A 21,239-nucleotide genomic window follows, 5' to 3' on the forward strand; every position below is an offset into this window, starting at 1 on the left:
GTGGAACCTGTCGAGGACATGCCCCCGACGCTAGGCCGGGGCCGCGAACCGGTTCTTGAACAAAACGGCCAGCATCCAGACACCAGGTGGGCGTGCGAAGGGCTGTGGCGGAGCTCAGGCGGGGCGGCGGAGCAGCGGCGCGTACGAGGCCTCGTGGTCGTGACCGTGGCTACAGGCCTGCTCGGTCTCGCGCAGGAAGACCCGCGGCGTGACGCCGGTCAGCCGCACGCACTCGCGGGTCAGGTGGGCCTGGTCCGCGTAGCCGGACGCCGCGGCCAGCAGCGCGAGCCCGTCGCCCGCGGCTGGTCGGCCACGTGACACCGCGTACTGCGCCCGGGCGAGAAGGCCCTGAAACCGCAGGATCCGCTGCAGTGCCTTGGGGCCGACGCCGATCGCGGCTCGGCACTGCCGGCGGAGGCTGCGTTCGGAGACCGCCAGCGACGACCGGACCCCCGCTACGTCCTCCGCGCACCACGGCATCAGCCGCCGCACCGCCTCCGCGACGACCGGGTCGGGGCGTTCGGCGTCGGCGAGCCGGCCGGCGACGAGTCCCCGCAGGATGGCGCCAGCCCGCCCCGGCGACGCGGCCTCGGCCATCCGCGCGCCGGCGGTCGCGGCCTCGGGTCCCCACAGCATGTCGGCGTCGACCACGAGGTCGACGAGCTCCGAGGCCGGGACCCCGAGCACCGCTGCGGCGACACCAGGGGGGAAGCGGAGCCCCACGACGGTGCTGCCCGGCGCGAGCGGCTCGATCCGCGCCCTGGTCAGCGGGCCGACGAGCTGCGGCACCGAACCCAGCCGGCACCGCAGCTCCACACCGCCGGTCGGGATGCTGCGGTGCGCGTACGGCGCGGCGTCGGACGCGATCCGCTGGGTCCACGCCGACGAGACCAGCCCGGCCAGCGCGGGGACGGGCCGCCGCTCCACGTAGCCGTGCCCCGCCCTCGGCGGGTGCGGTGCTGGAACAGAGGGAGGCACGTCCCCATTGTGCTCAGGCGCGGGCCAGCAGCTCCAGCGTGTCGATGACTCGGTTGGAGAAGCCCCACTCGTTGTCGTACCAGGCCACGACCTTGATGTGCTTGCCGTCCACGCGGACCAGCTCGGCGTCGAAGATCGCGGACGCCGGCTGACCCGTGATGTCGCTGGAGACCAGCGGCTCGTCGGAGTAGTCGAGGATGCCCTCGAGGCTGCCCTCGGCCGCCGTCCGGTAGGCCGCGAGCACGTCGTCGCGGGTCACCTCGCGGGACACCGTCGTGTTGAGCTCCACGAGCGAGCCGACCGGGACGGGCACCCGGATGGAGTCGCCCGACAGCTTGCCGTTGAGGTTGGGCAGCACCAGGCCGATCGCCTTGGCCGCGCCCGTCGTCGTGGGCGCGATGTTGACGGCGGCGGCGCGGGCCCGGCGCCAGTCGCGATGCGGCCCGTCCTGCAGGTTCTGCTCCTGGGTGTAGGCATGCACGGTGGTCATGAAGCCGTGCTCGATCCCGGCCAGATCGTCCAGGACGGCGGCCAGCGGGGCCAGGGCGTTCGTCGTGCACGAGGCGTTCGAGACGATCACGTGCTGAGCCGGGTCGTAGACGTCCGTGTTCACGCCGTAGGCGAGCGTGACGTCGGCGCCGGCCGAGGGTGCACTGACCAGCACCCGCCGGGCGCCGGCGTCGAGGTGCGCGCGGGCGGCGTCGGCCGAGGTGAACCGGCCGGTCGCCTCGAGCACGATGTCGACGCCGAGCTCCGCCCACGGCAGCTTTCCGGGCTCGCGCTCGCCCAGCACCTTGATGCGGCGGCCGTCGACCACGAGCTCGTCGCCGTCGACCTCGACGGACCGGCCGAGGCGGCCGAGCGCGCTGTCGTACTTGAGCAGGTGGGCGAGCGCGTCCGGGGCGGTCAGGTCGTTGATCGCGACCACGTCGAGGTCGCTGTCACGCTCCAGCAGGGCGCGGAGGGAGTTGCGGCCGATGCGGCCGAATCCGTTGATGGCTATGCGAGTCATGCCTCCATGCTCTGTGCGCCGGCGACCGGCCGAAAGCGGCTCGAACGCCATGGTGCGCAAGAATCCCGCCAGTCATATCGCCACCACTCGCAAGGATCCCGCCAGCCTTCCGGCTCAGGCGGAGAATGTGTGCCGGTACTCCGTCGGCGACGTCCCGAGGATCCGGTGGAAGTGCAGGCGCAGGTTGGCCGCGGTGCCCAGCCCCACCCGGTGCGCGATCTGCTCCACGGTCAGGTCGCTGCGCTCCAGCAGCTCCCGCGCCAGGTCAACCCGCGCCCGGAGCACCCACTGCATCGGCGTGTACCCGGTGTCCTCCACGAACCGCCGCGAGAACGTGCGCGCCGAGACCCGCGCGTTGCGGGCGAGCGCCTCCAGGGTCAGCGGTTCGGCCAGGTGCTCCAGGGCCCACTCCCGCGTGCTCGCGAACAGGTCGCCGAGCGGTTCGGGCACGCTCCGCGGCACGTACTGCGCCTGTCCCCCGCTGCGGTACGGCGCAGCCACCAGCCGCCTGGCCACATGGTTGGACAGGCCGACGCCGTGGTCGCGCCGCACCAGGTGCAGGCAGAGGTCGATGCCGGACGCCGCACCCGCCGACGTCAGCACGCCGCCCTCGTCCACGAACAGCACGTTCTCGTCCACCTGCACTCGCGGATGGCGCTCGCGGAGCGCCTTCGTGTAGTGCCAGTGGGTGGTCGCGCGCCTGCCGTCGAGCAGCCCGGTCGCGGCCAGCGCGAACGCTCCGGTCGAGATGGCGGCGAGGCGGGCCCCGCGGGCGTGCGCGGCCTTGAGCGCGTCGACGACCACGGCCGGCGGATCGGCGGCCGCCGGCGTCCGGTAGCCGGGGACGAACACCGTATCGGCGCGTTCGAGCGCGTCCAGGCCCTCGGCCACGTGGTACGAGAGGCCGTCGCCGCCGGTCACCAGCCCGGGCGCAGCGCCGCAGACCCGCACCTCGTAGGGCATGCTCGGCCGGTTGGAGAACACCTGGGCGGGGATGCCGACGTCGAGCGGCTTGGCGCCCTCCAGGACGAGCACGGCGATCTGGTGGTTCTTCTTCCGGCCGGTCGCAGTCACGCTACGGATCGTATGCCCCGGGAGGCCCGATTGGTGCAACGTTGACTCACGCCGGATCGATCACTACGTTTGGCGGCGGTCGCCCCGCAACGCAGGGGGCTGAACCGCCGCTGTTCGAGATCAGAGTCGATCCGAGAGGTGCACCGTATGTCTGTCGCACGATCCTTGTTCACACTGCTGGGGCTCGCCGCCCTGGCACTGTCCACCGCCGTCGTACCGGCAGCCGCCACTTCCACCGCCTTGGCCACGACGACATCCGACGCCGCACCGCCAGGCGGCGCCCAGAACGGGACCCGGCTGATGGAGGGCGTCGCCCTCTACCCGCGGGCGATCCGGCTGGAGCACTCCGGGGACGCGAACGGCACCGTCATCGCCAGCACGGTCACGTTCACGGGCGACGTCGGGCACGGGGCGATCTTCTCCAGCACCGACAACGGCCGCACGTTCAGCCGGATCGGCACGGTCTCGGACCCGGGCGCGGCCGAGGGCCTGTGCTGCTCCACCTTGTACGAGCTGCCGCGCCAGGTCGGTGACCTGCCCGCGGGCACGCTGCTCTGGTCGGCGTCGGTGGGCCAGCAGGCGGACCCGGCCACTCGCCGGATGACGCTGCCGGTGTACGCGAGCACCGACCAGGGCCGCACCTGGGAGCACGTGTCCACCGCGGCGACCGCGGCGGGCGTCAAGGGACTCTGGGAGCCGGAGTTCGCGGTCTCCCCCAACGGTGACCTGGTGCTGTACGTCTCCGACGAGAACCAGCAGCCGGCCCACAGCCAGACGATCGTGCAGACGACGTCGCCCGACGGGCGCACGTGGGGCCCGCTGGAGAACGTGATCGCGGCGGCCGACCCCGCACTGCGCCCCGGGATGCCGGTGGTCCGCCGGCTACCTGGCGGCACCTACCTGATGAGCTACGAGATCTGCGGTCCGGGCCAGGACTGCCGGCACATGACCCGCCGGTCGCCCGACGGCGTCAGCTGGGGTCCCGTCACCGGCCTCGGCAACCCCGTGCGCACCTCCGACGGCGCCCACTTCCGGCACGCCCCGACCATCAGCTGGTACAACGATGGCACCGAGGACGGGAGACTGCTCGGCGTCGGGCAGATGCTGTACGGCGCTGACGGCGCGGTACTGCCCGGCAACGGGTCGACGATCATGACCAATGACGCGGCGCCGGAGTCGCCCTGGCGGACGGCCGAGGCGCCGGTCCGGATCTTCGAGCCGTGGAACAACTACTGCCCGAACTACAGCTCGACCCTGCTGCCCATGCCCGAGCGCGACGAGGTGCTGGAGCTGGCCACCGGCTACGAGTCGGAGGGCGGCGCCTGCACCACCTACTTCGCGGTCGCTGCCCTGCCGTAGAGACCACAACGGGCCTGCGGCCCTGACTCGGCGCACCTGGTACGCCGAGTCAGGGCCGCAGGCCACGCAGGCCGGCTCAGCGCACCGGCGCACCCGGCCCCAGCGGGATACCGAGCGCCCACCAGGCGAAGAACAGCAGCGTCCAGGCCAGCGTCATGCACACGGCCAGCGGCAGCGTGTACGACGCGAGGGTGCCGATGCCGGCGTCCTTGCGGTACCGCTGCAGGAAGCCGAGCGCCATGATGAAGTACGGGCTCATCGGGGTGATCGACGTGGATCCCGAGTCGGCGATGCGGAACAGCGCCTGCGTGGTCTCCGCGGGCACGTCCAGCAGCATGAGCATCGGCACGACGATCGGCGCCGCGAGCGCCCACATCGCCGAACCGCTGGTGACCAGCACGTTGACCAGGGACAGCAGGGCGAGGATCGCCAGGAAGACGACCCAGATCGGCACGCCGGTGGACTCCAGCGCCTCGGCCGAGTTCACGGCGATCACGTCGCCGATGTGCGTCCAGTCGAAGTATGCGAGGAACTGGGCGATCGCGAAGAACAGCACCAGCACCGGCGCCATCTGGCGCACGCCCTCGGCCATCAGCCTCGGCACGTCGCCGGCCGTGGTGATCGCCCCGGACCGCCATCCGTACACGATGCCGACCAGCGCGAACAGCACCGCCACGATCGCGGCGATCCCGTCCAGGAACGGCGACTCGGTGAGGCTCCCGCCCTCGCCGCGCAGCGGGGACGACGGCGGCAGCACCGCCGCGGCGATCACGCCGACCGCGACCAGGCCGGACAGCATCGCGGTACGCAGAGCCGACCGGTCGCGCGGCGAGAGCTCCAGGCCCTCGACGTCGTCCAGGTCGGCGTCGGGATCGGCGTCCAGATCGGGCCGCTTGGCCAGGACCAGATTCGTGACCAGGGTGATCACGATGGCAAGCAGCAGCGAGGACGCGATGTTGAAGAACCAGTTGCTGACCGGCGAGACGTACGCGGACGGGTCGATGATCCGCGCCGCCTCCGTGGTGATGCCCGCGAAGATCGCGTCGTTCGGCGTCGGCACCGGGCTCGCGTCGTAGCCGGATGCGATCGACGTGTAGGCGACGACGACGCCGAGGATCGGCGACTTGCCCACCGCGCGGAACGCGAGCCCGCCCAGCGGCACCAGGATGATGTACGCGGCGGCGCTCGCGACGTGCGAGACGGTGCCCGCGAACGCGACGGCGAACACCACCCACGACACGGGCACGCGGGACACGGAGACCTTCATGGCCGCCGACAGGAAGCCGGTTCGCTCCGCGATGGCGACGCCCATGATCACCGCGACGATGGTGCCCATCGGGCCGAACGTGGCGAAGTTGTCGATGGCCGTGGACACGGCCATGGCCAGGCCCTCCCCGCTGAGCAGGTTCTGGACCACCACCTCCTCGCCGTCGGCCGGGGAGACCACGGAGACGCCCGCGGCCGCGAGGACGGCGCTGGCCACACCGAGGATGCCCGCGAGGATCCAGAACAGCCAGAACGGGTGGGGCAGCGCGTTGCCGAGCCGCTCGACGACGGCGAGAGCGCGCAGGACGCGGGGCAGGCGGTCGGGCTCGGTACCGGGAGTGCTGGGGGTGCCGGGCCTGGACGTGGTGGTCATGACGTCGCTCCCTGTCGTGCGAGCTGTCGTGCGAGGTGTGCGGGCAGGCGCTCGTCGCGCAGGAAGTCCCACATCACCTCGTGGGCCTCGATGCTGTGCGTGGCGTACCCGCCGCCGGAGTAGCTGTCCTCCCCCGGCCAGGTGTGGCCGCCGCCGAGCACGGCCACGTGCGTGACCTCGGCGCCCGCGGCACAGTCGGTCCAGCGGTAGGTGATGACGTCGTCGGCCGTGGGCTCGATGTCAGGCCCGGTGGCGCAGCCGTTCCGCTCGACCCAGGCGCCCACCCAGTCGCGGATCGCCGGGAGGCCGCGGTCGGCATCGCCGTCGTACGGGATGGTGGCGTCCGCGGTGCCGTGGAACTCGATCATCGGTACCGGGCGCTCCGGGTCGCAGGTCGGGTGGCCCGTCCCGTAGAACGCGGCGGCGACCGGGGCGACCGCGGTGATGCGGTCCGACAGCTCGCACGCCAGGATGCCGGTGAGGCCGGCGCCGTTGGACTTGCCGGTCGCGTACACGCGGCGCGTGTCCACGCACAGGTCCGACTCGAGCGTGTCGAGCAGGTCGTTCGTGTAGGCGACGTCGTCCACCCCCGAGGCCGAGTAGGGCGCGCCCTCCCAGGCCTGCCGGTCGCCGTCGCCGGTGCCGACCACGCCGTTGCCGTACGCGACGATCGCGGGCAGGGCATCCAGCCCCGAGAACGCCTCGGTGCCCGCGCCGGTGTTGCCCCGGCCGTGGAACACCAGCACGACGGGCCAGGCGCGGTCGCTGCGGTATCCGTCGGGCAGGTGCAGCTGCGCCGTCCGCTCCCGTCCGCCGCTGTTGAGCGTTCGCAGCACGCTGCTGCCGGGCTCCTGGCCCGGGTCGGTCCCGCACCCGTCCGACCCCGTCGGGCTGCCCGACGGCGCCCCCGTGGCCCCGGAGGCGGCCAGGGCCGCGGCGGGCACGCCGACGGGGCCGGCCAGGGTGGCGGCCGCGAGCGCGGTCGCCACGAGCAGGGCGACGGGACGGCGGGTCCGCCGTCGGGCGCCCCGGGTGGGCGGGTGGTCAGGAGGTGATGCTGTCGTCGTTGACATGCGAGTCCTTTCTCGGTGCCGGCCCGCGGCAGCGGGCATGACGGGATGGACACCTGGCGGGCCAGGTGCGTGGAGGGGTTCGGTCGTGGTGGGGGTCGCCTAGGCGGCGAGCCACTCCTCGAGGAAGGTCGTGATTCGCCCGACCATGGCCTTCACGATCGCGGCGCCGTCCTCGGCGGTGGCGCGGCGCGGGTCGCCGAGCACGCCGTTGGGGCTGAGCCGGTCGTACGGGAGGGTCAGGGCGGGCTGCGCGTGGTGGCGCGCCGTCCGGGAGACGCCGTCGAGCTGGTCCGGGGTGGTGGTACCCGGCTCGAGACGGTCGGTGTGCACCAGGTGCGGTGCGAGGTGCAGCATCTGCGCGGTCTCGGCCTCGCCGGAGTGCCCGTGCACGGCGCTCGGTTCCAGCGCCCGGACGGCGTCACCCGCGAGCGAGGTCAGGGGCGACCAGGCGAGCTGGATCGCGGGGTGCGAGACGAGCAGGTCCTGCGCCACCGTCGTCAGCGTCGCGTTGTTGCCGCCGTGCCCCGTCACGACCAGGAACCGCGTCCAGCCGTGGACGTGCAGGCTCGTCACGTACTCGCGCACGACGGCGGCGAACGTACCCGTCGTGAGCGTCACCGTGCCGGGGAACGCCATGTGGTGCGGCGACACCCCGACCGGGATCGGCGGACCGACCACGACCCGGCCCGAGAGGTTGGAGGCGACCTGCGCCACCACCGCCTCGGCCCGCACCAGGTCGGTCCCCAGAGCCATGCCCGGGCCGTGCTGCTCCAGCGCACCGGCCGGGATCAGCACGATCGTGCCCCGGGCCGCCGCGTCCGCGGCCTCGACGGTGGTCATCTCCGCGAGGCGGTCCGGCGCGCTCATGGCGCCTCCTGCCCGAAGTCCGCCGCCTCCAGCGACTCCCGGATGGTCGTCAGGTGCGCCCGGGTCAGCCGCTCCGCCGCCGCGCCGTCGCCGGCCCGCACCGCCTCCAGGATCTCCACGTGCTCGGCATGGTCGCGCCCGCGGTCGTCGTACCGGAACCGGATCTCCGTCTGCTCGGTGGCCCGCACGTGCAGCAGCGCCTCCACCGTCTCCCGCAGCAGGTTGTTGCCCGACGCCGCGGCCAGCTCCACGTGAAAGTTCAGCGCCGGCCGGAACCCGTGCACCGGCGGCTGCAGCGCCGTCGCCGTCGCGGCCTCCAGGCGCTGCAGCCCCGCGGCGTCGCGGGCGCTCGCGGCCAGCGCGGCGATACCTGGCTCGATGACCAGGCGGGCCTGGACGAGCTTGATCACCGAGTCGCGTGTGATGTGCGGCCGGTGCGGGTTGGCCAGCACCGACCGTTCGAGGCCGGGGCCGATGTACGTGCCGGAGCCGTGCCGCAGCTCGACCACGCCGGTGGCCTCCAGCCGCCGCAGGGCTTCCCGGACGGTCGGAGTGGTCACGGCGAAGCGCTTGGCCAGGTCGCGGGAGGACTCGAGCACGTCGCCCGGTCCGAGGCTCTCGGAACGGATGAGCTGCACGATGTCGTCAGCGAGCTGCTCCGAGAACGAGGCTCTACCTTGAGTCATGGCAAGTGACTAAATCACTTGATCACCCGGAGGTCAACCCCGCCGCCCGCTAGCGGCTGGCGGCTGGCGCAGCGTTCGGGCCGGATAGGCTGATCGCGTGACCTCCGGCCAGCCGATGTCCCCGCGCGAGCAGGACAACCGCCGGCTGCTGCGGGCCAGGGACGCCATCGACCGCGACTACGGCAAGCCGCTCGACGTGCCGACGCTGGCCCGCATCGCTCATGTCTCGCCGTCGCACTTCAGCCGCAGCTTCAAGGCGACCTTCGGGGAGACACCGCACCGTTACCTGCAGCGCCGCCGGATCGAGCGCGCGATGGCGCTGCTGCGCGACACGGCGACGCCCGTGACCGACGCGGCGCTGATCGTCGGGTTCAGCAGCCTCGGGACGTTCAGCCGCACCTTCCGTGACGTCGTCGGCGTCTCGCCGAGCGAGTACCGGCGCCGGACGCGACCGGTCGCGGCACCCGTCTGCTTCACGAAGAGCTGGATGCGGCCGGCGAGCTGAGCAGTTTCGGAGAAGCGCACCGCAGTGGTGCGGCCGTAGCGTGATCGGCATGTTCAAGAACATCTCCATCACCGCCGTGTACGTCCTCGACCAGGACGAAGCCCTCGACTTCTACGTCGGCAAGCTCGGATTCACCGTCAGCAACGACGTCGACATGGGCTTCATGCGCTGGCTGACCGTCTCCCTGCCCGCCGACCCCGAACGCCATCTGCTCCTCGAGGTGCCGGGGCCGCCGTCGCTGAGCGAGGAGGTCGCGGCCCAGGTCAGGGACCTGGTGACCAAGGGCGCGCTCGGGGTCGCGTGCATCCTCACGACCGACGACTGCCGTCGCACCTATACCGAGCTCAGCGCCAAGGGTGTCGAGTTCACCGAGGAGCCGACCGAGCAGCCGTACGGGATCGACTGCGCCCTGCGCGACCCGTTCGGCAACCACATCCGGATCACCCAGCCGGCCACCGGTCCGGTGGAGGTGACCGACGACGACATCGCGCGCTGGACCGGCGCGCAGCAGGAGGGCTGAGGCTCGGGTCTCGGGCCTGAGACTCAGGCCCGAGGCTCAGGGTCCGGCCCCGTCTCCACCCGGCGCAGCTCGCGCCACATGATCCGCAGCCCGACGTCCCCGAGCTGGGGGTGCCGGAACGCGCCGGGTGCCACGCCGAGCGTCACGAACCCGAGGCTCTCGTAGAGGTGGACGGCGCCCGCATTGGTGTCGACCACCGCGTTGAACTGGATGGCGGCGTATCCCTGCCGGCCCGCCCAGTCGATCATGTCCTCGACGAGCGCCCGGCCGGCGCCGGTGCCGCGGACCGCATGGTCGACCATGATGCTGCCCGAAGCGATGTGGCTGCCGGGGCCTGGCCGGTTGGGAGCTGAATCCGATCGAGCACAGCTCAGCGCCGCCGCCTCCCGTCCGGCACCCGCCCGGCGTACGGTCGGAGCATGTGCCGAAACATCACGACGCTACGCGGGCTCGAACCGCCCGCCACCGACGAGGAGATCACCGCCGCAGCGCTGCAGTTCGTGCGCAAGGTGACGGGCGTGACGAAGGTCAGCGACGCCACGCGCGACCCGGTCGAGCAGGCCACCCAGGAGATCGCGGACATCGTGACGCGCCTGCTCGACGACCTGCCGGAACGCCGTCAGCCGCCGAAGACCGTGCCGCCGCTGCGCCGCGCGGAGGTCCAGGCGCGCATCGCGCAGCGCATCAAGGAGCGCGAGGAGCATGAGCGCATGCACGAGCTGGGCATCGCGCACTCGCACTGAGCGGGCCGCGGCCATACAGTTGCGGTGTGCTCGCACCGCTCTCCTGTTGCTGTCGCTGACAACCCTCGTCGCAGGCCAGTCAGTCGTACGCGCGCACCGGCGCGCGCCCAGCAACAGGAAGAGCAACAGGTGCAGTACGTCGATTCTGTCGTAGACCTCGTCGGCAACACGCCGCTCGTCCGGCTCCACCGGGTGACCGACGGCGTCACCCGCGCGACCGTGCTCGTCAAGCTCGAGTACCTCAACCCCGGCGGGTCCTCGAAGGACCGCATCGCGGCCCGCATCATCGAGGCCGCCGAGCGCGAGGGCAAGCTCCGGCCCGGCGGCACGATCGTCGAGCCGACGTCGGGCAACACCGGGGTGGGCCTCGCCCTGGTCGCCCAGCAGCGCGGCTACCGGTGCGTGTTCGTCCTGCCCGACAAGGTCGGCGAGGACAAGCGGAACGTGCTCACCGCGTACGGCGCCGAGGTGGTCGTCACCCCGACGGCGGTCGCGCCTGACAGCCCGGAGTCCTACTACTCGGTGAGCGACCGGCTGGTGCGCGAGATCTCCGGCGCGTTCAAGCCCGACCAGTACTCGAACCCCAACGGCCCGCGCTCCCACTACGAGACCACCGGCCCCGAGATCTGGCGGGACACCGAGGGCCGGGTGACCCACTTCGTGGCGGGTGTCGGCACCGGCGGCACCATCACGGGCGCCGGCCGCTACCTGCGCGAGGTCTCCGGCGACCGGGTGCGCATCATCGGCGCCGACCCCGAGGGCTCGGTCTACTCCGGCGGCACCGGCCGTCCGTACCTCGTCGAGGGCGTCGGGGAGGACTTCTGGCCCGGCGCCTACGATCCCGCCGTCCCGCACGAGGTCATCGCCGTGAGCGACGCCGAGTCTTTCGCGATGACCCGGCGCCTCGCCCGCGAGGAGGGCATCCTCGTGGGCGGGTCGAGCGGCATGGCTGTCGTCGCCGCCCTGCGGGCCGCGCGTTCGGCCGGCCCGGACGACGTCTTCGTCGTCCTGCTGCCCGACGGCGGCCGCGGCTACCTCGGCAAGATCTTCAACGACACCTGGATGCGGTCCTACGGGTTCGCGCCCGCCATCGAGGACCACACCGTCGCCGACGTCCTGGCCGCCAAGGCCGACCGCACCCCGCCCCTGGTCTACGTGCACCCCACCGACACGGTGCGCGACGCGATCGACCGGATGACCCGCTCCGGCGTCTCGCAGCTGCTCGTGCTCACCACGGAACCCCCGGTGGTGCTCGGCGAGATCACCGGCGCCGTGCACGAGGACGAGCTGCTGGACGGCGTGTTCGCGGGCACGGTGCACCTCTCCGACGAGATCGGCGGGCTCATCGGCAAGCCGCTGCCGCTGGTCGGCGTCAACGAGCCCGTCGGGACCCTGCGCGCGGCGCTCGCCTCCGACACCGCCCTGCTCGTGACCGACGGCGGCAAGGCACTCGGTGTCGTGTCCCGCGCCGACCTGCTCGACTACCTCGCGGTCTGACCCACCGCCCCACCGCACCGAACCACTCGGAGAGACCACCATGAACGACGACCGGCCCAGCCGCTTCGACACCCTCGCGATCCACGCGGGTCAGCACCCCGACCCGACGACCGGCGACGCGATCCCGGCGATCCACGTCACGTCCACCTACGCCCAGGACGGCATCGGGGGGCTACGCGGCGGCTACGAGTACTCGCGCGGCGGCAACCCGACCCGCACCGCGCTGGAGGAGCAGCTCGCGGCGATCGAGGGCGGCGCGCACGGCGTCTCGTTCGCCTCGGGCCTCGCCGCCGAGGACGCCCTCCTGCGGGCCGTGCTCGCGCCCGGGGACCACGTGCTCGTGCCGAACGACGTCTACGGCGGCACGCACCGGCTCGTCCGCACGATCCACGGGCGGGCCGGCGTCGAGCACACGACCGTCGACACGTCCGACCTCGACTCCGTGCGCGCCGCGATCCGGCCCGGGTCGAAGATGCTGTGGGTCGAGACGCCGTCGAACCCGCTGATGAAGATCAGCGACATCCCCGCGCTCGCCGGCCTGGCCCGCGAGCACGGCCTGCTCCTGGTCGTGGACAACACGTTCGCCTCGCCGGCCCTGCAGCGCCCGCTCGACCTCGGCGCCGACGTGGTGGTGCACTCCACGACGAAGTACCTCGGCGGGCACTCCGACGTCGTCGGCGGCGCCGTCGTCGTGGCGAACGGGGGCGACGAGCTCGCGGAGCAGGTGCGCTACGTGCAGTTCGCCGCGGGCGCCGTCTCCAGCCCGTTCGACGCGTTTCTCACGACCCGCGGCATCAAGACCCTCGCCGTGCGGATGCAGCGCCACTCGGAGAGCGCCCAGACCCTTGCGGAGCGCCTCGCCGACCACCCGGCTGTGGCCCGCGTGCTCTACCCGGGACTGCCCGACCACCCGGGCCACAAGGTCGCCGCGCACCAGATGTCGCGCTTCGGCGGCATGATCTCGCTCGACCTCGCCGGCGGGGAGCGCGCAGCGCGCACGTTCGCGGAGTCGACCCGGGTCTTCCTGCTCGCCGAGTCGCTCGGCGGCGTCGAGTCGCTGGTCAACTACCCGAGCGAGATGACGCACGCCTCGGTGCGTGGCACGGAGGCCGAGGTTCCGCCGTCGATCGTGCGCCTGTCGGTGGGCCTGGAAGACATCGCGGACCTGACCGAGGACGTCGACCAAGCCCTCGCCCACACCCTCCGTTGAGTTTAGTCTGGCGGGCGTGACCGAACGTGCTCCCGTCAGTGCCGCCATGCATCGGGCCAAGGCCGACGCCCGCGCCTCCCACGTCACCGTGGGCCAGGTGCGTCACCTACCGGGCGCCCGCGAGGAGATCGACTGCTCGTGCGGCATGACGCTGACGAACGGGCCGCAGTGGTCGCTGGACGAGCACATCCGGCTGCACCGGGCCGAGGCGCGCTACCTGGCGCTGAGCACGGTGGCGCCCGCGGGCATGCCGCGCCTCATCCCGGTGGGCCTGGGGCGGTTGCCCCGCTGACGGTCCCCGTCAGCGGGACCGCGGTCAGAGTTCTTCGGGGTCGTCCCAGGAGACTCCGCTGGAGGCTCCGGAGATCGGGTCGAGCTCGCAGCCGGCGAGGTTGCGCGGTGCCTTGGATGCGTCTCCGCCGCCGAGGAGGCCACGGCGGGTTGCGGCGCGGCGGACGGCCGGCGGCGCGATGCGTGCGTAGGAAGCGTTCGACTCGTCGATCAGATCGGTCGGAACTGGATCGTCGTCGTCGGCTGTGTCAGTTGCGGTGGCGGGCTGGGGTTCCCCCGTGATCATGATCTCATTCTCGCAGGACCCGAGGGTCTTGCGCATCCGCTTGGCACAATATTTCGAATTACCCCGAAGCCTCCACGGCGACGGCACGCCCAGCACGCAGATCTCCCCCCACGTACCCCGCCGGGGTGTGATGATCGTCCGATGCAGACCTGGCCAGGGCGCCCGTACCCCCTCGGCGCGACGTTCGACGGTACGGGCACGAATTTCGCCCTCTACTCGTCGGTGGCGCAGCAGGTCGAGCTGTGCCTGCTGGCCGACGACGACACCGAGACGCGCATCGACGTCACCGAGACCGACGCGCACGTGTGGCACATCTACCTGCCCGGTGTGGGCCCCGGGACGCGGTACGGGTACCGCGTCCACGGGCCGTACGACCCGGCGTCGGGCCACCGGTGCAACCCGGCCAAGCTCCTGCTCGACCCGTACGCCAAGGCCGTGGACGGCGACCTCGACGGGGACCCGTCCCTGTTCTCGTACTCGTTCTCGGACGTGCAGCAGGCCACGACGGGTACGACGCCGGAGCCCTCCGACTCCCTCGGCCACACCATGGTCTCGGTGGTCGTGAACCCGTTCTTCGACTGGGGCCACGACCGCCCGCCGGACACGCCGTACCACGAGACGGTGATCTACGAGGCCCACGTCAAGGGCCTCACGATGCGCCACCCGGACGTCCCCGAGGAGCTGCGCGGCACCTACGCGGGGCTGGCCCACCCGGCGGTGATCGAGCACCTGACCAAGCTGGGCGTCACGGCGATCGAGCTGATGCCGGTGCACCAGTTCGTGACGGACCCGTCGCTGGCGGCCAAGGACCTGACCAACTACTGGGGCTACAACACCATCGGGTTCTTCGCCCCGCACAACGGGTACGCGGGCTATGGCCGGCGCGGCGAGCAGGTCATGGAGTTCAAAGCCATGGTCAAGGCGCTGCACAAGGCGGGCATCGAGGTGCTGCTCGACGTCGTCTACAACCACACCGCCGAGGGCAACCACCTGGGCCCCACCCTGGGCTTCCGCGGCGTCGACAACGCCGCCTACTACCGGCTGGTCGACGGCGACGAGGCCCACTACTTCGACACGACCGGCACCGGGAACTCGCTGCTCATGCGCTCCCCCGCCGTCCTGCAGCTCATCATGGACTCGCTGCGGTACTGGGTCGAGGAGATGCACGTCGACGGGTTCCGCTTCGACCTCGCGGCCACCCTGGCCCGCCAGTTCCACGAGGTCGACCGGCTGAGCGCGTTCTTCGACATCGTGCACCAGGATCCGGTGATCTCCCAGGTCAAGCTGATCGCCGAGCCGTGGGACCTGGGTGACGGCGGCTACCAGGTGGGCGGCTTCCCGCCTCTGTGGACCGAGTGGAACGGCCGCTACCGGGACACGGTGCGCGACTTCTGGCGCGGGGAGCCGGCCACGCTGCCCGAGTTCGCCTCCCGCCTGACCGGCTCCAGCGACCTGTACGAGCACAGCGGCCGGATGCCCAGCGCGTCCATCAACTTCGTCACCGCCCACGACGGCTTCACGCTCGCCGACCTCACGTCGTTCAACGAGAAGCACAACGACGCCAACCGCGAGGACAACAAGGACGGCGAGAACCACAACCGGTCCTGGAACTGCGGCGTGGAGGGCCCGACCGACGACCCGGAGATCCGCGAGCTGCGCGCCCGGCAGCGCCGCAACCTCCTGGTCACGCTCATGCTGAGCCAGGGCGTGCCGATGATCGCGCACGGCGACGAGATCGGGCGCACGCAGCAGGGTAACAACAACGCCTACTGCCAGGACAACGAGCTCTCCTGGGTGGACTGGGGCGGCCCCGAGGGGCTCGACGACGAGCGCGCCGCGCTGCTCGAGTTCGCCCGGCACGCGGTCCGGCTGCGCCGCGACCATCCGATCCTGCACCGCCGCCGGTTCTTCGACGGGAAGGTCGGCCCAGGGGCCGCCGAGGGCCTGGCGGACATCGAGTGGCTGGACCTGACCGGCGCGCGCATGGACGACACGGACTGGCACCAGTCGTACGCCAGGACCGTCACCGTCTTCCTCAACGGCGACGCGATCACCGAGACCGGCGGACGCGGCGAGGCAGTGGTCGACGACTCGTTCCTGCTGCTGCTCAACGCCCATTCCGGGACCCTGGACTTCACCGTGCCGCCCAGCACCTACGGAAAGGCCTGGACGGTGGTCCTGGACACCAACGGCAGCGCCGAGCCGGGCACCGTGCTCGACGCCGGCACCAGCCTGTCCGTCACAGGACACAGCGTGGTCGTACTGACTCGCCCATCCGGGACACCGGGCTAGGCTGTCCGCCGTGACCGGACGAAGGAGTGGCACCGGGGGAACCACGCCACCGCCCCGACCTGGGCCTGACATGCCTGTTCCCGGGCCCAGACCGGTGGTGTGGGCGCCGCGCGCCCGGATCATCGAGGTACTCGTGCCCTACGACCCGTACGAGGAGCCCGAGCACATGCCGCTGCGCCTCGTGGGCGCCGGCGAGCCGGGGTACTGGGGCGCCGACAGCGTGCTCGGGCACGGCACCGACTACGGCTACTCGGTGGACGGCGGGCCCCTGCTGCCCGACCCGCGCAGCGTCTGGCTGCCACAGGGCATCCACGGCCCCACCCGGGTCTTCGACCCGGCCTTCGAGTGGACCGACGGCAAGTGGTCCCCGCCCGACCTCTCCACGGGCGTCCTCATGCACGTCGACATCGAGACGTTCACCCCCGAGGGCACGCTGGACGCCGCCGCGGCATTGCTGCCGACCATCGGCGAGCTCGGCGTGCAGGGCATCGAGCTCGCGCCCGTCGCCGCGTTCGACCCGGCGCTCGGCCCCTCGCGCGGCGTGCGCCTGTACTCCGTGCACGAGCCGTACGGCGGCCCGCGAGCGCTGCAGCGTTTCGTCGACGCCGCGCACGGCCTCGGCCTCGCCGTCGTGCTGGACATCCCCTACCGCTGGGCCGTGGCCGATGAGCTCGGCCTGGAGGCCTACGGCCCGTATCTCATGGGCGGAGGCGGGCGGCCGCGGCCCCCGCGGCCCGACGTCGGCGACGCGGGCGAGCACGCCCTGCAGGCGATGCGCCCCCGCACCGGCCAGGTGCCGCTGGACCGGCCGCGCACCGGCCCCATCCAGCTCCGCACGGGACAGGTGCCGTCCATCGGGACGCGGGCCGGCAAGGTCCCGTCCGCACCGACGGTCCGCACGGACTTCGTAGGCGACCGCATCAACCTCGACGGCAGCGGCAGCCGCGGCCCGCGCGACTTCCTCGTCGACGACGCCCGGCACTGGCTGCGCGAGTACCACGTGGACGGCCTGGTGCTCGACGTCGACGCGCTCGTGGACCGCTCGCCCAACCCGTTCCTCGGCGAGCTGGCGGACTACGTCGTCGGGATGGGCGAACAGCTCGACCGCCGGTTCAGCCTGCTCGTGGACGGCCCCGGCCGGAGCGACCGGCTGACCACGATCCTGCTGCGCATCCTCTCCGGCCCGGGCCGTTCGGAAGACATCCAGGCGCTGCAGATGCTCGCCGACCTGGTGCACCCGTCGGTGCGCCGGGCCACCCGCCAGAACGGCGGGCGGCGCAACCGGGTCCGGGCCGGCGCGAGCGTGGTCGAGGACATCACCCGGCTGCCCGCCGCCCAGCTCACGGTGCCGTGGGCGGGCGAGGAGAGCCCTGCCACGGCGCTGCTGGGCGTGGACGACGTCGACATCCGGGCCAGCGTGCTCGCCACCGTCATCCTCGCGGGCAACCCGCTGGTGCTGGACACCGTGCACGCGCCGGTCGTCCCCCGCAACCAGAACGAGCAGCGGCTGGTGCGCTGGGCGCGTGAGCTGATCACCATCCGGCACAGCATCGCGGACGAGCTGGACCTCCCGCTGGAGGTGCGGTCCACCGGCGACCGCTCGGTCATCGCGGTGCTGCGCGGCAGCCTCGCGTTCATCCTCAACACGGGCCACGGCCTGGCCGCGCTGCGCCTGGGGACCCTGCTGCGGCCCGCTGAGGGCGCGGTCAGGGCACCGCTGCCCGGGGCGTACAAGCTCGCGGCGGCCTGGGAGCCCGGCGCGACGCGCCTGGTGGGCGACACCCTGACGGTGCCGCCCCGGATGACCGCCGTCCTGCGCGCGGACGGCTGACCTGGGACCCTGGACCGGCACCGGCTGGTCGTGCGGAGGAGGGGCACCGATGGCGAAGAAACCGGACACGCTGTGGGAGACGCCGGCGGACGAGGCCCTGCGCTGGGAGCGCGGCACCGACCTGGCCGCCCTGGACCACGCCGCGACGCCCGGCTGGGCCGGCAAGAAGGGCGACGGCGAGCGGCTGATGGCGGAGCGCGCCCCCGAGCTCGCCGACCTGCAGGAGCGCCTCTTCGCGCACGGCCGCACGGGTGGCGACCGGTCCGTGCTGCTCGTGCTGCAGGGCATGGACACCGCGGGCAAGGGCGGGATCGTGCGGCACGTCGTGGGTCTGGTGGACCCCCAGGGCGTGATGCACCGGGGGTTCGGCGTCCCCACGCCCGAGGAGCGGGAGCACGGGTACCTGTGGCGGGTGCGCAACGCACTCCCCCGTCCCGGCTACCTGGGCGTGTTCGACCGTTCGCACCACGAGCAGGTCCTGGTGGTCCGGGTGGAGGGGCTGGAGCCCGAGGACACCTGGCGGCAGCACTACGACGAGCTGAACGAGTTCGAGGCGGAGGTAGCGGCGTCGGGCATCCTGATCGTGAAGGTGGCGCTCTTCGTGTCAGCCGACGAGCAGAAGGAGCGGCTGGCCGAGCGGCTCGACCGGCCGGACAAGTACTGGAAGTACGACCCGAGCGACATCGACGCGCGCACGAGGCTCCCGGAGTACCTGGCGGCATACCAGGAGATGCTGGACCGCACCTCCACCGAGGTGGCGCCCTGGTACGTCGTGCCGGCGAACCGGAAGTGGTACGCGCGCCTGGCCGCCACGGAGCTGCTCACCGGCGCCCTGCGCTCACTGGACCTGGGCTGGCCACCCGCCACGTTCGACATCGAGGCGGAGAAAGCCCGCCTGGCGGCCAGCTGACGAGCCTTCGTTGTGGGCGTGACCGTTGCGACTACACGCCCGTCATAGGCGCAACGATCCCGCCCACAACAAGGGATCAGGTGAGCTTGCGGCCCTCTTCTGCCAGGGCGCCCAGGCGGGACAGGGCGCGGTAGTACTTCTTGCGGTAGCCGCCGGCGAGCATCTCCTCCGTGAACAGGCCGCGGGTGTCCCCCGAGCCGCCGAGCAGCACGGGCACGTCCCGGTCGTAGAGGCGGTCCACGAGCACCACCAGGCGCAGCGCCACCTCCTGGGCCGTCACGGGGTGCACACCCGTCAGCGCGACGGCTGACACGCCGTCGAGCAGCGCGCCGTAGCGGCTGGGGTGCACGGTAGCGAGGTGCGCGAGCAGGTCGTCGAACGCGTCGAGGGTGGCGCCCGGGCGGCCCGCGGCCACCGCGGTGACCTCGGCCTCGGTCAGCGGGGCGGAGTCGGTGACGACGTCGCGGTGGCGGTAGTCCTCGCCGTCGACCCGGAGGGTCTCGAAGCGGTCGGACAGGGCCTTGATCTCGCGCTGGAAGTCCTGGGCGGCGAAGCGGCCCTCCCCGAGCGCGCCGGGCAGCGTGTTCGACGTCGCGGCGAGCGCCACGTCCCGGTCCGCGAGCTCGCGCATGAGGCGGGACATGAGGGTCGTGTCGCCGGCGTCATCGAGCTCGAACTCGTCGATGCAGACCAGCTTCTTGGCGGCGAGCGCCTCGACGGTCGGGAGGAACCCGAGCGCCCCGACGAGGTTCGTGTACTCGACGAAGGTGCCGTAGGCGGCGGCTTCCGGGCCGAGCACCTCGCCGACGGCGTGGGCGAGCGAGGTGAGCAGGTGGGTCTTGCCGACGCCGAAGCCGCCGTCGAGGTAGACCGCCGGGGCGGCCTTGCGCCGGGCGAAGAGGCCGCGCCTGGGGGCGGTGATCTCCCGGGCGACCTCCTGGAGGCGGGCGAGCGCGCGGCCCTGGCTCGGGTGTGCGGGATTGGCGCGGTACGTCGCGAACCTGGCGTTCTCGAAGTGGCGCGGCGGCACGAGATCGGTGACGAGCCGGTCGACAGGGACCTGTGGTCGGACGGCGCACAGGGCGGTCGCTACGGTCTGGCTGTTGATGGTCGCGGGGGCTGTCACGAAGCAGAAGATTACCGGCGCGTCAGCTCACCGGGCGCGCCACGAGAGCAACGTCACACGTGCCGGACGGCGGGTGCGCCGGGGTCGTCCAGGAGCTCGCCGAGGGCGCGCACGACCTGGGCGGGGGTCCTGGTCTGGGCCGGGTCCTGGTTGCGGTCGTCGCCCGCGACGGCATGGTCGATGACGAGCTCGTGAAACCTGGGGCCCGTCGATTCCAGGTGCAGCACCTGGACCAGCATCGCCAGCCCGGCCCCCGTGACGCTGATCGCGCCGGAGCCCGCCATGGCCTCGCGGGACGCCGCGCCGTTGAGCACCACGTACGGGTCGCCGGGCGCCAGCAGCGGCGCGAGCGCGCGGGCGGCGTCGAGGTGCGCGGTGAGGTGCGAGGCGAGCGTCGCGGACCACCGGGACGGGTCCATGTCGAGGAGCGCCGCGCCCTTCTGCCAGCCGCCGATCGAGGCGACGACCGCCCCGGGCAGCGGCGAGCCGGCCCCGGCGCAGGCGGCGCGGACGACGTCGGGCAGGGCGCTCAGCTCCGGGCTGCGGACGGCGATCACGCCCGCCTGGACGGTGACCCGGTCCGGCAGCTGGTGGCGTGCCGCGGCGAGCACGGGGCGCCCGTCGGCAGCCAGGCCGCGTGCGACCCGGCTGCCGACGAATCCGCTCGCCCCGACGACGAGGACGGGGCGGGGGCTGTTCACCAGCTCAGGCTAGGTCAGGCAGCGGCCGGCTGCTCGACGGCCTTGGGGTCCGGGCCGAACTGGTTCGGGCCCGGGGTGCCGGCGGTCGCGCCCCACACGATGATCAGGATGAAGTTGACGACCGGGATCAGCAGCAGGAACGCCAGGGCGCCGGACTTGTCGGTGTCGTGCAGGCGGCGCACGATGACGGCCAGCGTCGGCAGGAGCAGCGCGAGCCCGACGAGCGACACGACGAGGTAGCCGGTCGTCAGGGAGCCGGGCATGGTCGGCGTCACCGTGTCGCCGGCCATGGCGGCCTCGGTCAGGGCCGTCGTGTAGGCAGTGAGACCCGGGACGACGAGGGCGAAGTAGAGCACGCTCTCCACGACCGTCACGGCCAGGTAGTACCACCAGAACTCGGAACGACGCGCGCGCCCGCTGAAGGTCGCGTACTTCGAAAGAACGGTCCGGATGGAGTCGATGAACGACATCAGGAAAAAGCCTCTCTCACGGTTTGTGCTGGAAATATCCAGCAAGTGCGCACATAGTGTCCCGATCAAGCACACATCACGCAAGGCCTGGACGTGGGCAGAAGTACCCATGGGCGAGAAAGGCCGGCAGAAAGGTCAGACGCTCAGGTCACCAGGGTGACCTGAGCGT

Annotated in this window: 22 protein-coding genes; 10 read left to right on the forward strand and 12 right to left on the reverse strand. The window is 72.3% G+C overall.

Translation table 11 applies throughout. The features are described 5' to 3' along the window. Positions 1-114 precede the first annotated feature (114 nt). The 3 genes from EW117_RS06610 to EW117_RS06620 all read right to left on the reverse strand — a co-directional run bounded on the left by EW117_RS06610 (position 115) and on the right by EW117_RS06620 (position 3,064). On the reverse strand, positions 115-978 hold the full coding sequence (locus tag EW117_RS06610; protein WP_129784972.1) for a DUF6597 domain-containing transcriptional factor: 864 nt from the start codon (positions 976-978) through the stop codon (positions 115-117). Between the two features lie 13 nt (positions 979-991). Continuing rightward, on the reverse strand, positions 992-1,990 hold the full coding sequence (gene gap / locus EW117_RS06615) for a type I glyceraldehyde-3-phosphate dehydrogenase (protein ID WP_129784974.1): 999 nt from the start codon (positions 1,988-1,990) through the stop codon (positions 992-994). A 114-nt stretch (positions 1,991-2,104) separates the two neighbouring features. Continuing rightward, complete coding sequence (locus tag EW117_RS06620) at positions 2,105-3,064, reverse strand: GlxA family transcriptional regulator (RefSeq protein WP_129784976.1); 960 nt, start codon at positions 3,062-3,064, stop codon at positions 2,105-2,107. A 147-nt stretch (positions 3,065-3,211) separates the two neighbouring features. Between EW117_RS06620 and EW117_RS06625 the strand changes: the two genes are divergently transcribed. Further along, positions 3,212-4,423, forward strand: coding sequence for a sialidase family protein (locus tag EW117_RS06625; RefSeq protein WP_129784978.1), 1,212 nt, complete (start codon positions 3,212-3,214; stop codon positions 4,421-4,423). 76 nt (positions 4,424-4,499) lie between these two features. Here the strand turns inward: EW117_RS06625 and EW117_RS06630 are convergent, their stop codons facing one another. The 4 genes from EW117_RS06630 to EW117_RS06645 form a co-directional block, all read right to left on the reverse strand. Beyond that, positions 4,500-6,062 (reverse strand): AbgT family transporter, encoded by a 1,563-nt coding sequence (locus EW117_RS06630; RefSeq protein ID WP_129784980.1) that lies wholly within the window; start codon positions 6,060-6,062, stop codon positions 4,500-4,502. Further along, positions 6,059-7,135 carry a CE1 family esterase gene (locus EW117_RS06635; protein WP_242504128.1) on the reverse strand — a complete coding sequence of 359 codons (1,077 nt, stop codon included), beginning with the start codon at positions 7,133-7,135 and terminating at the stop codon, positions 6,059-6,061. The genes EW117_RS06630 and EW117_RS06635 overlap by 4 nt, the downstream gene beginning before the upstream one ends. 99 nt (positions 7,136-7,234) lie before the next feature. Continuing rightward, positions 7,235-8,002 carry a creatininase family protein gene (locus EW117_RS06640; RefSeq protein WP_129784982.1) on the reverse strand — a complete coding sequence of 256 codons (768 nt, stop codon included), beginning with the start codon at positions 8,000-8,002 and terminating at the stop codon, positions 7,235-7,237. Next, positions 7,999-8,688, reverse strand: coding sequence for a FadR/GntR family transcriptional regulator (locus tag EW117_RS06645; RefSeq protein ID WP_129784983.1), 690 nt, complete (start codon positions 8,686-8,688; stop codon positions 7,999-8,001). Before EW117_RS06645 ends, EW117_RS06640 begins: the two co-directional genes overlap by 4 nt. Before the next feature lie 115 nt (positions 8,689-8,803). Here EW117_RS06645 and EW117_RS06650 point away from each other — a divergent pair, with 115 nt between their 5' ends. Beyond that, complete coding sequence (locus EW117_RS06650; RefSeq protein WP_129785383.1) at positions 8,804-9,193, forward strand: helix-turn-helix domain-containing protein; 390 nt, start codon at positions 8,804-8,806, stop codon at positions 9,191-9,193. A gap of 49 nt (positions 9,194-9,242) precedes the next feature. Then, positions 9,243-9,713: a VOC family protein gene (locus EW117_RS06655; protein WP_129784985.1), complete on the forward strand. Its 471-nt coding sequence runs from the start codon at positions 9,243-9,245 to the stop codon at positions 9,711-9,713. Between the two features lie 23 nt (positions 9,714-9,736). Here the strand turns inward: EW117_RS06655 and EW117_RS06660 are convergent, their stop codons facing one another. Further along, on the reverse strand, positions 9,737-10,087 hold the full coding sequence (locus EW117_RS06660; protein ID WP_340641076.1) for a GNAT family N-acetyltransferase: 351 nt from the start codon (positions 10,085-10,087) through the stop codon (positions 9,737-9,739). A gap of 45 nt (positions 10,088-10,132) precedes the next feature. On the opposite strand from EW117_RS06660, the gene EW117_RS06665 reads away from it, so the two are divergent. From EW117_RS06665 to EW117_RS06680, 4 genes are all read left to right on the forward strand, one after another. Further along, the gene (locus tag EW117_RS06665; RefSeq protein WP_129784987.1) at positions 10,133-10,456 is read left to right on the forward strand and encodes a DUF2277 domain-containing protein; all 324 of its coding nucleotides are present in this window, start codon (positions 10,133-10,135) and stop codon (positions 10,454-10,456) included. A gap of 129 nt (positions 10,457-10,585) precedes the next feature. Continuing rightward, the gene (locus EW117_RS06670) at positions 10,586-11,953 is read left to right on the forward strand and encodes a cystathionine beta-synthase (protein WP_129784989.1); all 1,368 of its coding nucleotides are present in this window, start codon (positions 10,586-10,588) and stop codon (positions 11,951-11,953) included. Between the two features lie 40 nt (positions 11,954-11,993). After that, positions 11,994-13,163, forward strand: a complete 1,170-nt coding sequence (locus EW117_RS06675) for a cystathionine gamma-synthase (protein WP_129784991.1) — start codon at positions 11,994-11,996, stop codon at positions 13,161-13,163. 16 nt (positions 13,164-13,179) lie between these two features. Further along, positions 13,180-13,455, forward strand: a complete 276-nt coding sequence (locus EW117_RS06680; protein WP_422890370.1) for a hypothetical protein — start codon at positions 13,180-13,182, stop codon at positions 13,453-13,455. Positions 13,456-13,479: 24 nt separating this feature from the next. Here the strand turns inward: EW117_RS06680 and EW117_RS06685 are convergent, their stop codons facing one another. Further along, positions 13,480-13,776 (reverse strand): hypothetical protein, encoded by a 297-nt coding sequence (locus EW117_RS06685; RefSeq protein WP_129784993.1) that lies wholly within the window; start codon positions 13,774-13,776, stop codon positions 13,480-13,482. A gap of 105 nt (positions 13,777-13,881) precedes the next feature. On the opposite strand from EW117_RS06685, the gene glgX reads away from it, so the two are divergent. The 3 genes from glgX to EW117_RS06700 all read left to right on the forward strand — a co-directional run bounded on the left by glgX (position 13,882) and on the right by EW117_RS06700 (position 18,773). Next, a complete protein-coding gene (gene glgX, locus EW117_RS06690) occupies positions 13,882-16,032 on the forward strand; it encodes a glycogen debranching protein GlgX (RefSeq protein ID WP_129784995.1) in 2,151 nt (716 codons plus the stop codon). Positions 16,033-16,102: 70 nt separating this feature from the next. Next, positions 16,103-17,863: an alpha-amylase family protein gene (locus EW117_RS06695; RefSeq protein ID WP_129784996.1), complete on the forward strand. Its 1,761-nt coding sequence runs from the start codon at positions 16,103-16,105 to the stop codon at positions 17,861-17,863. A 49-nt stretch (positions 17,864-17,912) separates the two neighbouring features. After that, positions 17,913-18,773, forward strand: coding sequence for a PPK2 family polyphosphate kinase (locus tag EW117_RS06700; protein WP_129784998.1), 861 nt, complete (start codon positions 17,913-17,915; stop codon positions 18,771-18,773). A gap of 76 nt (positions 18,774-18,849) precedes the next feature. Here EW117_RS06700 and zapE read toward each other — a convergent pair whose 3' ends face one another. Genes zapE through EW117_RS06715 form a run of 3 tightly spaced genes read right to left on the reverse strand, consistent with a single transcriptional unit; the run spans position 18,850 to position 21,070 of the window. After that, positions 18,850-19,899 carry a cell division protein ZapE gene (zapE, locus tag EW117_RS06705; protein ID WP_129785000.1) on the reverse strand — a complete coding sequence of 350 codons (1,050 nt, stop codon included), beginning with the start codon at positions 19,897-19,899 and terminating at the stop codon, positions 18,850-18,852. A 53-nt stretch (positions 19,900-19,952) separates the two neighbouring features. After that, on the reverse strand, positions 19,953-20,600 hold the full coding sequence (locus tag EW117_RS06710; protein ID WP_129785002.1) for an SDR family oxidoreductase: 648 nt from the start codon (positions 20,598-20,600) through the stop codon (positions 19,953-19,955). Positions 20,601-20,614: 14 nt separating this feature from the next. After that, positions 20,615-21,070: a DUF805 domain-containing protein gene (locus EW117_RS06715; RefSeq protein ID WP_129785004.1), complete on the reverse strand. Its 456-nt coding sequence runs from the start codon at positions 21,068-21,070 to the stop codon at positions 20,615-20,617. Positions 21,071-21,239 lie beyond the last annotated feature (169 nt).

Origin of the sequence: Promicromonospora panici (assembly GCF_900608595.1) — a bacterium.
Taxonomy (GTDB): Bacteria; Actinomycetota; Actinomycetes; order Actinomycetales; family Cellulomonadaceae; genus Promicromonospora; species Promicromonospora panici.

Coding starts and splice junctions, on each gene's coding strand:
- gap (WP_129784974.1), bottom strand. CDS start 1,990: ATGACTCGCATAGCCATCAACGGATTCGGCCGCATCGGCCGCAACTCC.
- EW117_RS06625 (WP_129784978.1), top strand. CDS start 3,212: ATGTCTGTCGCACGATCCTTGTTCACACTGCTGGGGCTCGCCGCCCTG.
- EW117_RS06630 (WP_129784980.1), bottom strand. CDS start 6,062: ATGACCACCACGTCCAGGCCCGGCACCCCCAGCACTCCCGGTACCGAG.
- EW117_RS06635 (WP_242504128.1), bottom strand. CDS start 7,135: ATGTCAACGACGACAGCATCACCTCCTGACCACCCGCCCACCCGGGGC.
- EW117_RS06640 (WP_129784982.1), bottom strand. CDS start 8,002: ATGAGCGCGCCGGACCGCCTCGCGGAGATGACCACCGTCGAGGCCGCG.
- EW117_RS06645 (WP_129784983.1), bottom strand. CDS start 8,688: ATGACTCAAGGTAGAGCCTCGTTCTCGGAGCAGCTCGCTGACGACATC.
- EW117_RS06650 (WP_129785383.1), top strand. CDS start 8,804: ATGTCCCCGCGCGAGCAGGACAACCGCCGGCTGCTGCGGGCCAGGGAC.
- EW117_RS06655 (WP_129784985.1), top strand. CDS start 9,243: ATGTTCAAGAACATCTCCATCACCGCCGTGTACGTCCTCGACCAGGAC.
- EW117_RS06665 (WP_129784987.1), top strand. CDS start 10,133: ATGTGCCGAAACATCACGACGCTACGCGGGCTCGAACCGCCCGCCACC.
- EW117_RS06675 (WP_129784991.1), top strand. CDS start 11,994: ATGAACGACGACCGGCCCAGCCGCTTCGACACCCTCGCGATCCACGCG.
- EW117_RS06685 (WP_129784993.1), bottom strand. CDS start 13,776: ATGCGCAAGACCCTCGGGTCCTGCGAGAATGAGATCATGATCACGGGG.
- glgX (WP_129784995.1), top strand. CDS start 13,882: ATGCAGACCTGGCCAGGGCGCCCGTACCCCCTCGGCGCGACGTTCGAC.
- EW117_RS06695 (WP_129784996.1), top strand. CDS start 16,103: ATGCCTGTTCCCGGGCCCAGACCGGTGGTGTGGGCGCCGCGCGCCCGG.
- EW117_RS06700 (WP_129784998.1), top strand. CDS start 17,913: ATGGCGAAGAAACCGGACACGCTGTGGGAGACGCCGGCGGACGAGGCC.
- EW117_RS06715 (WP_129785004.1), bottom strand. CDS start 21,070: ATGTCGTTCATCGACTCCATCCGGACCGTTCTTTCGAAGTACGCGACC.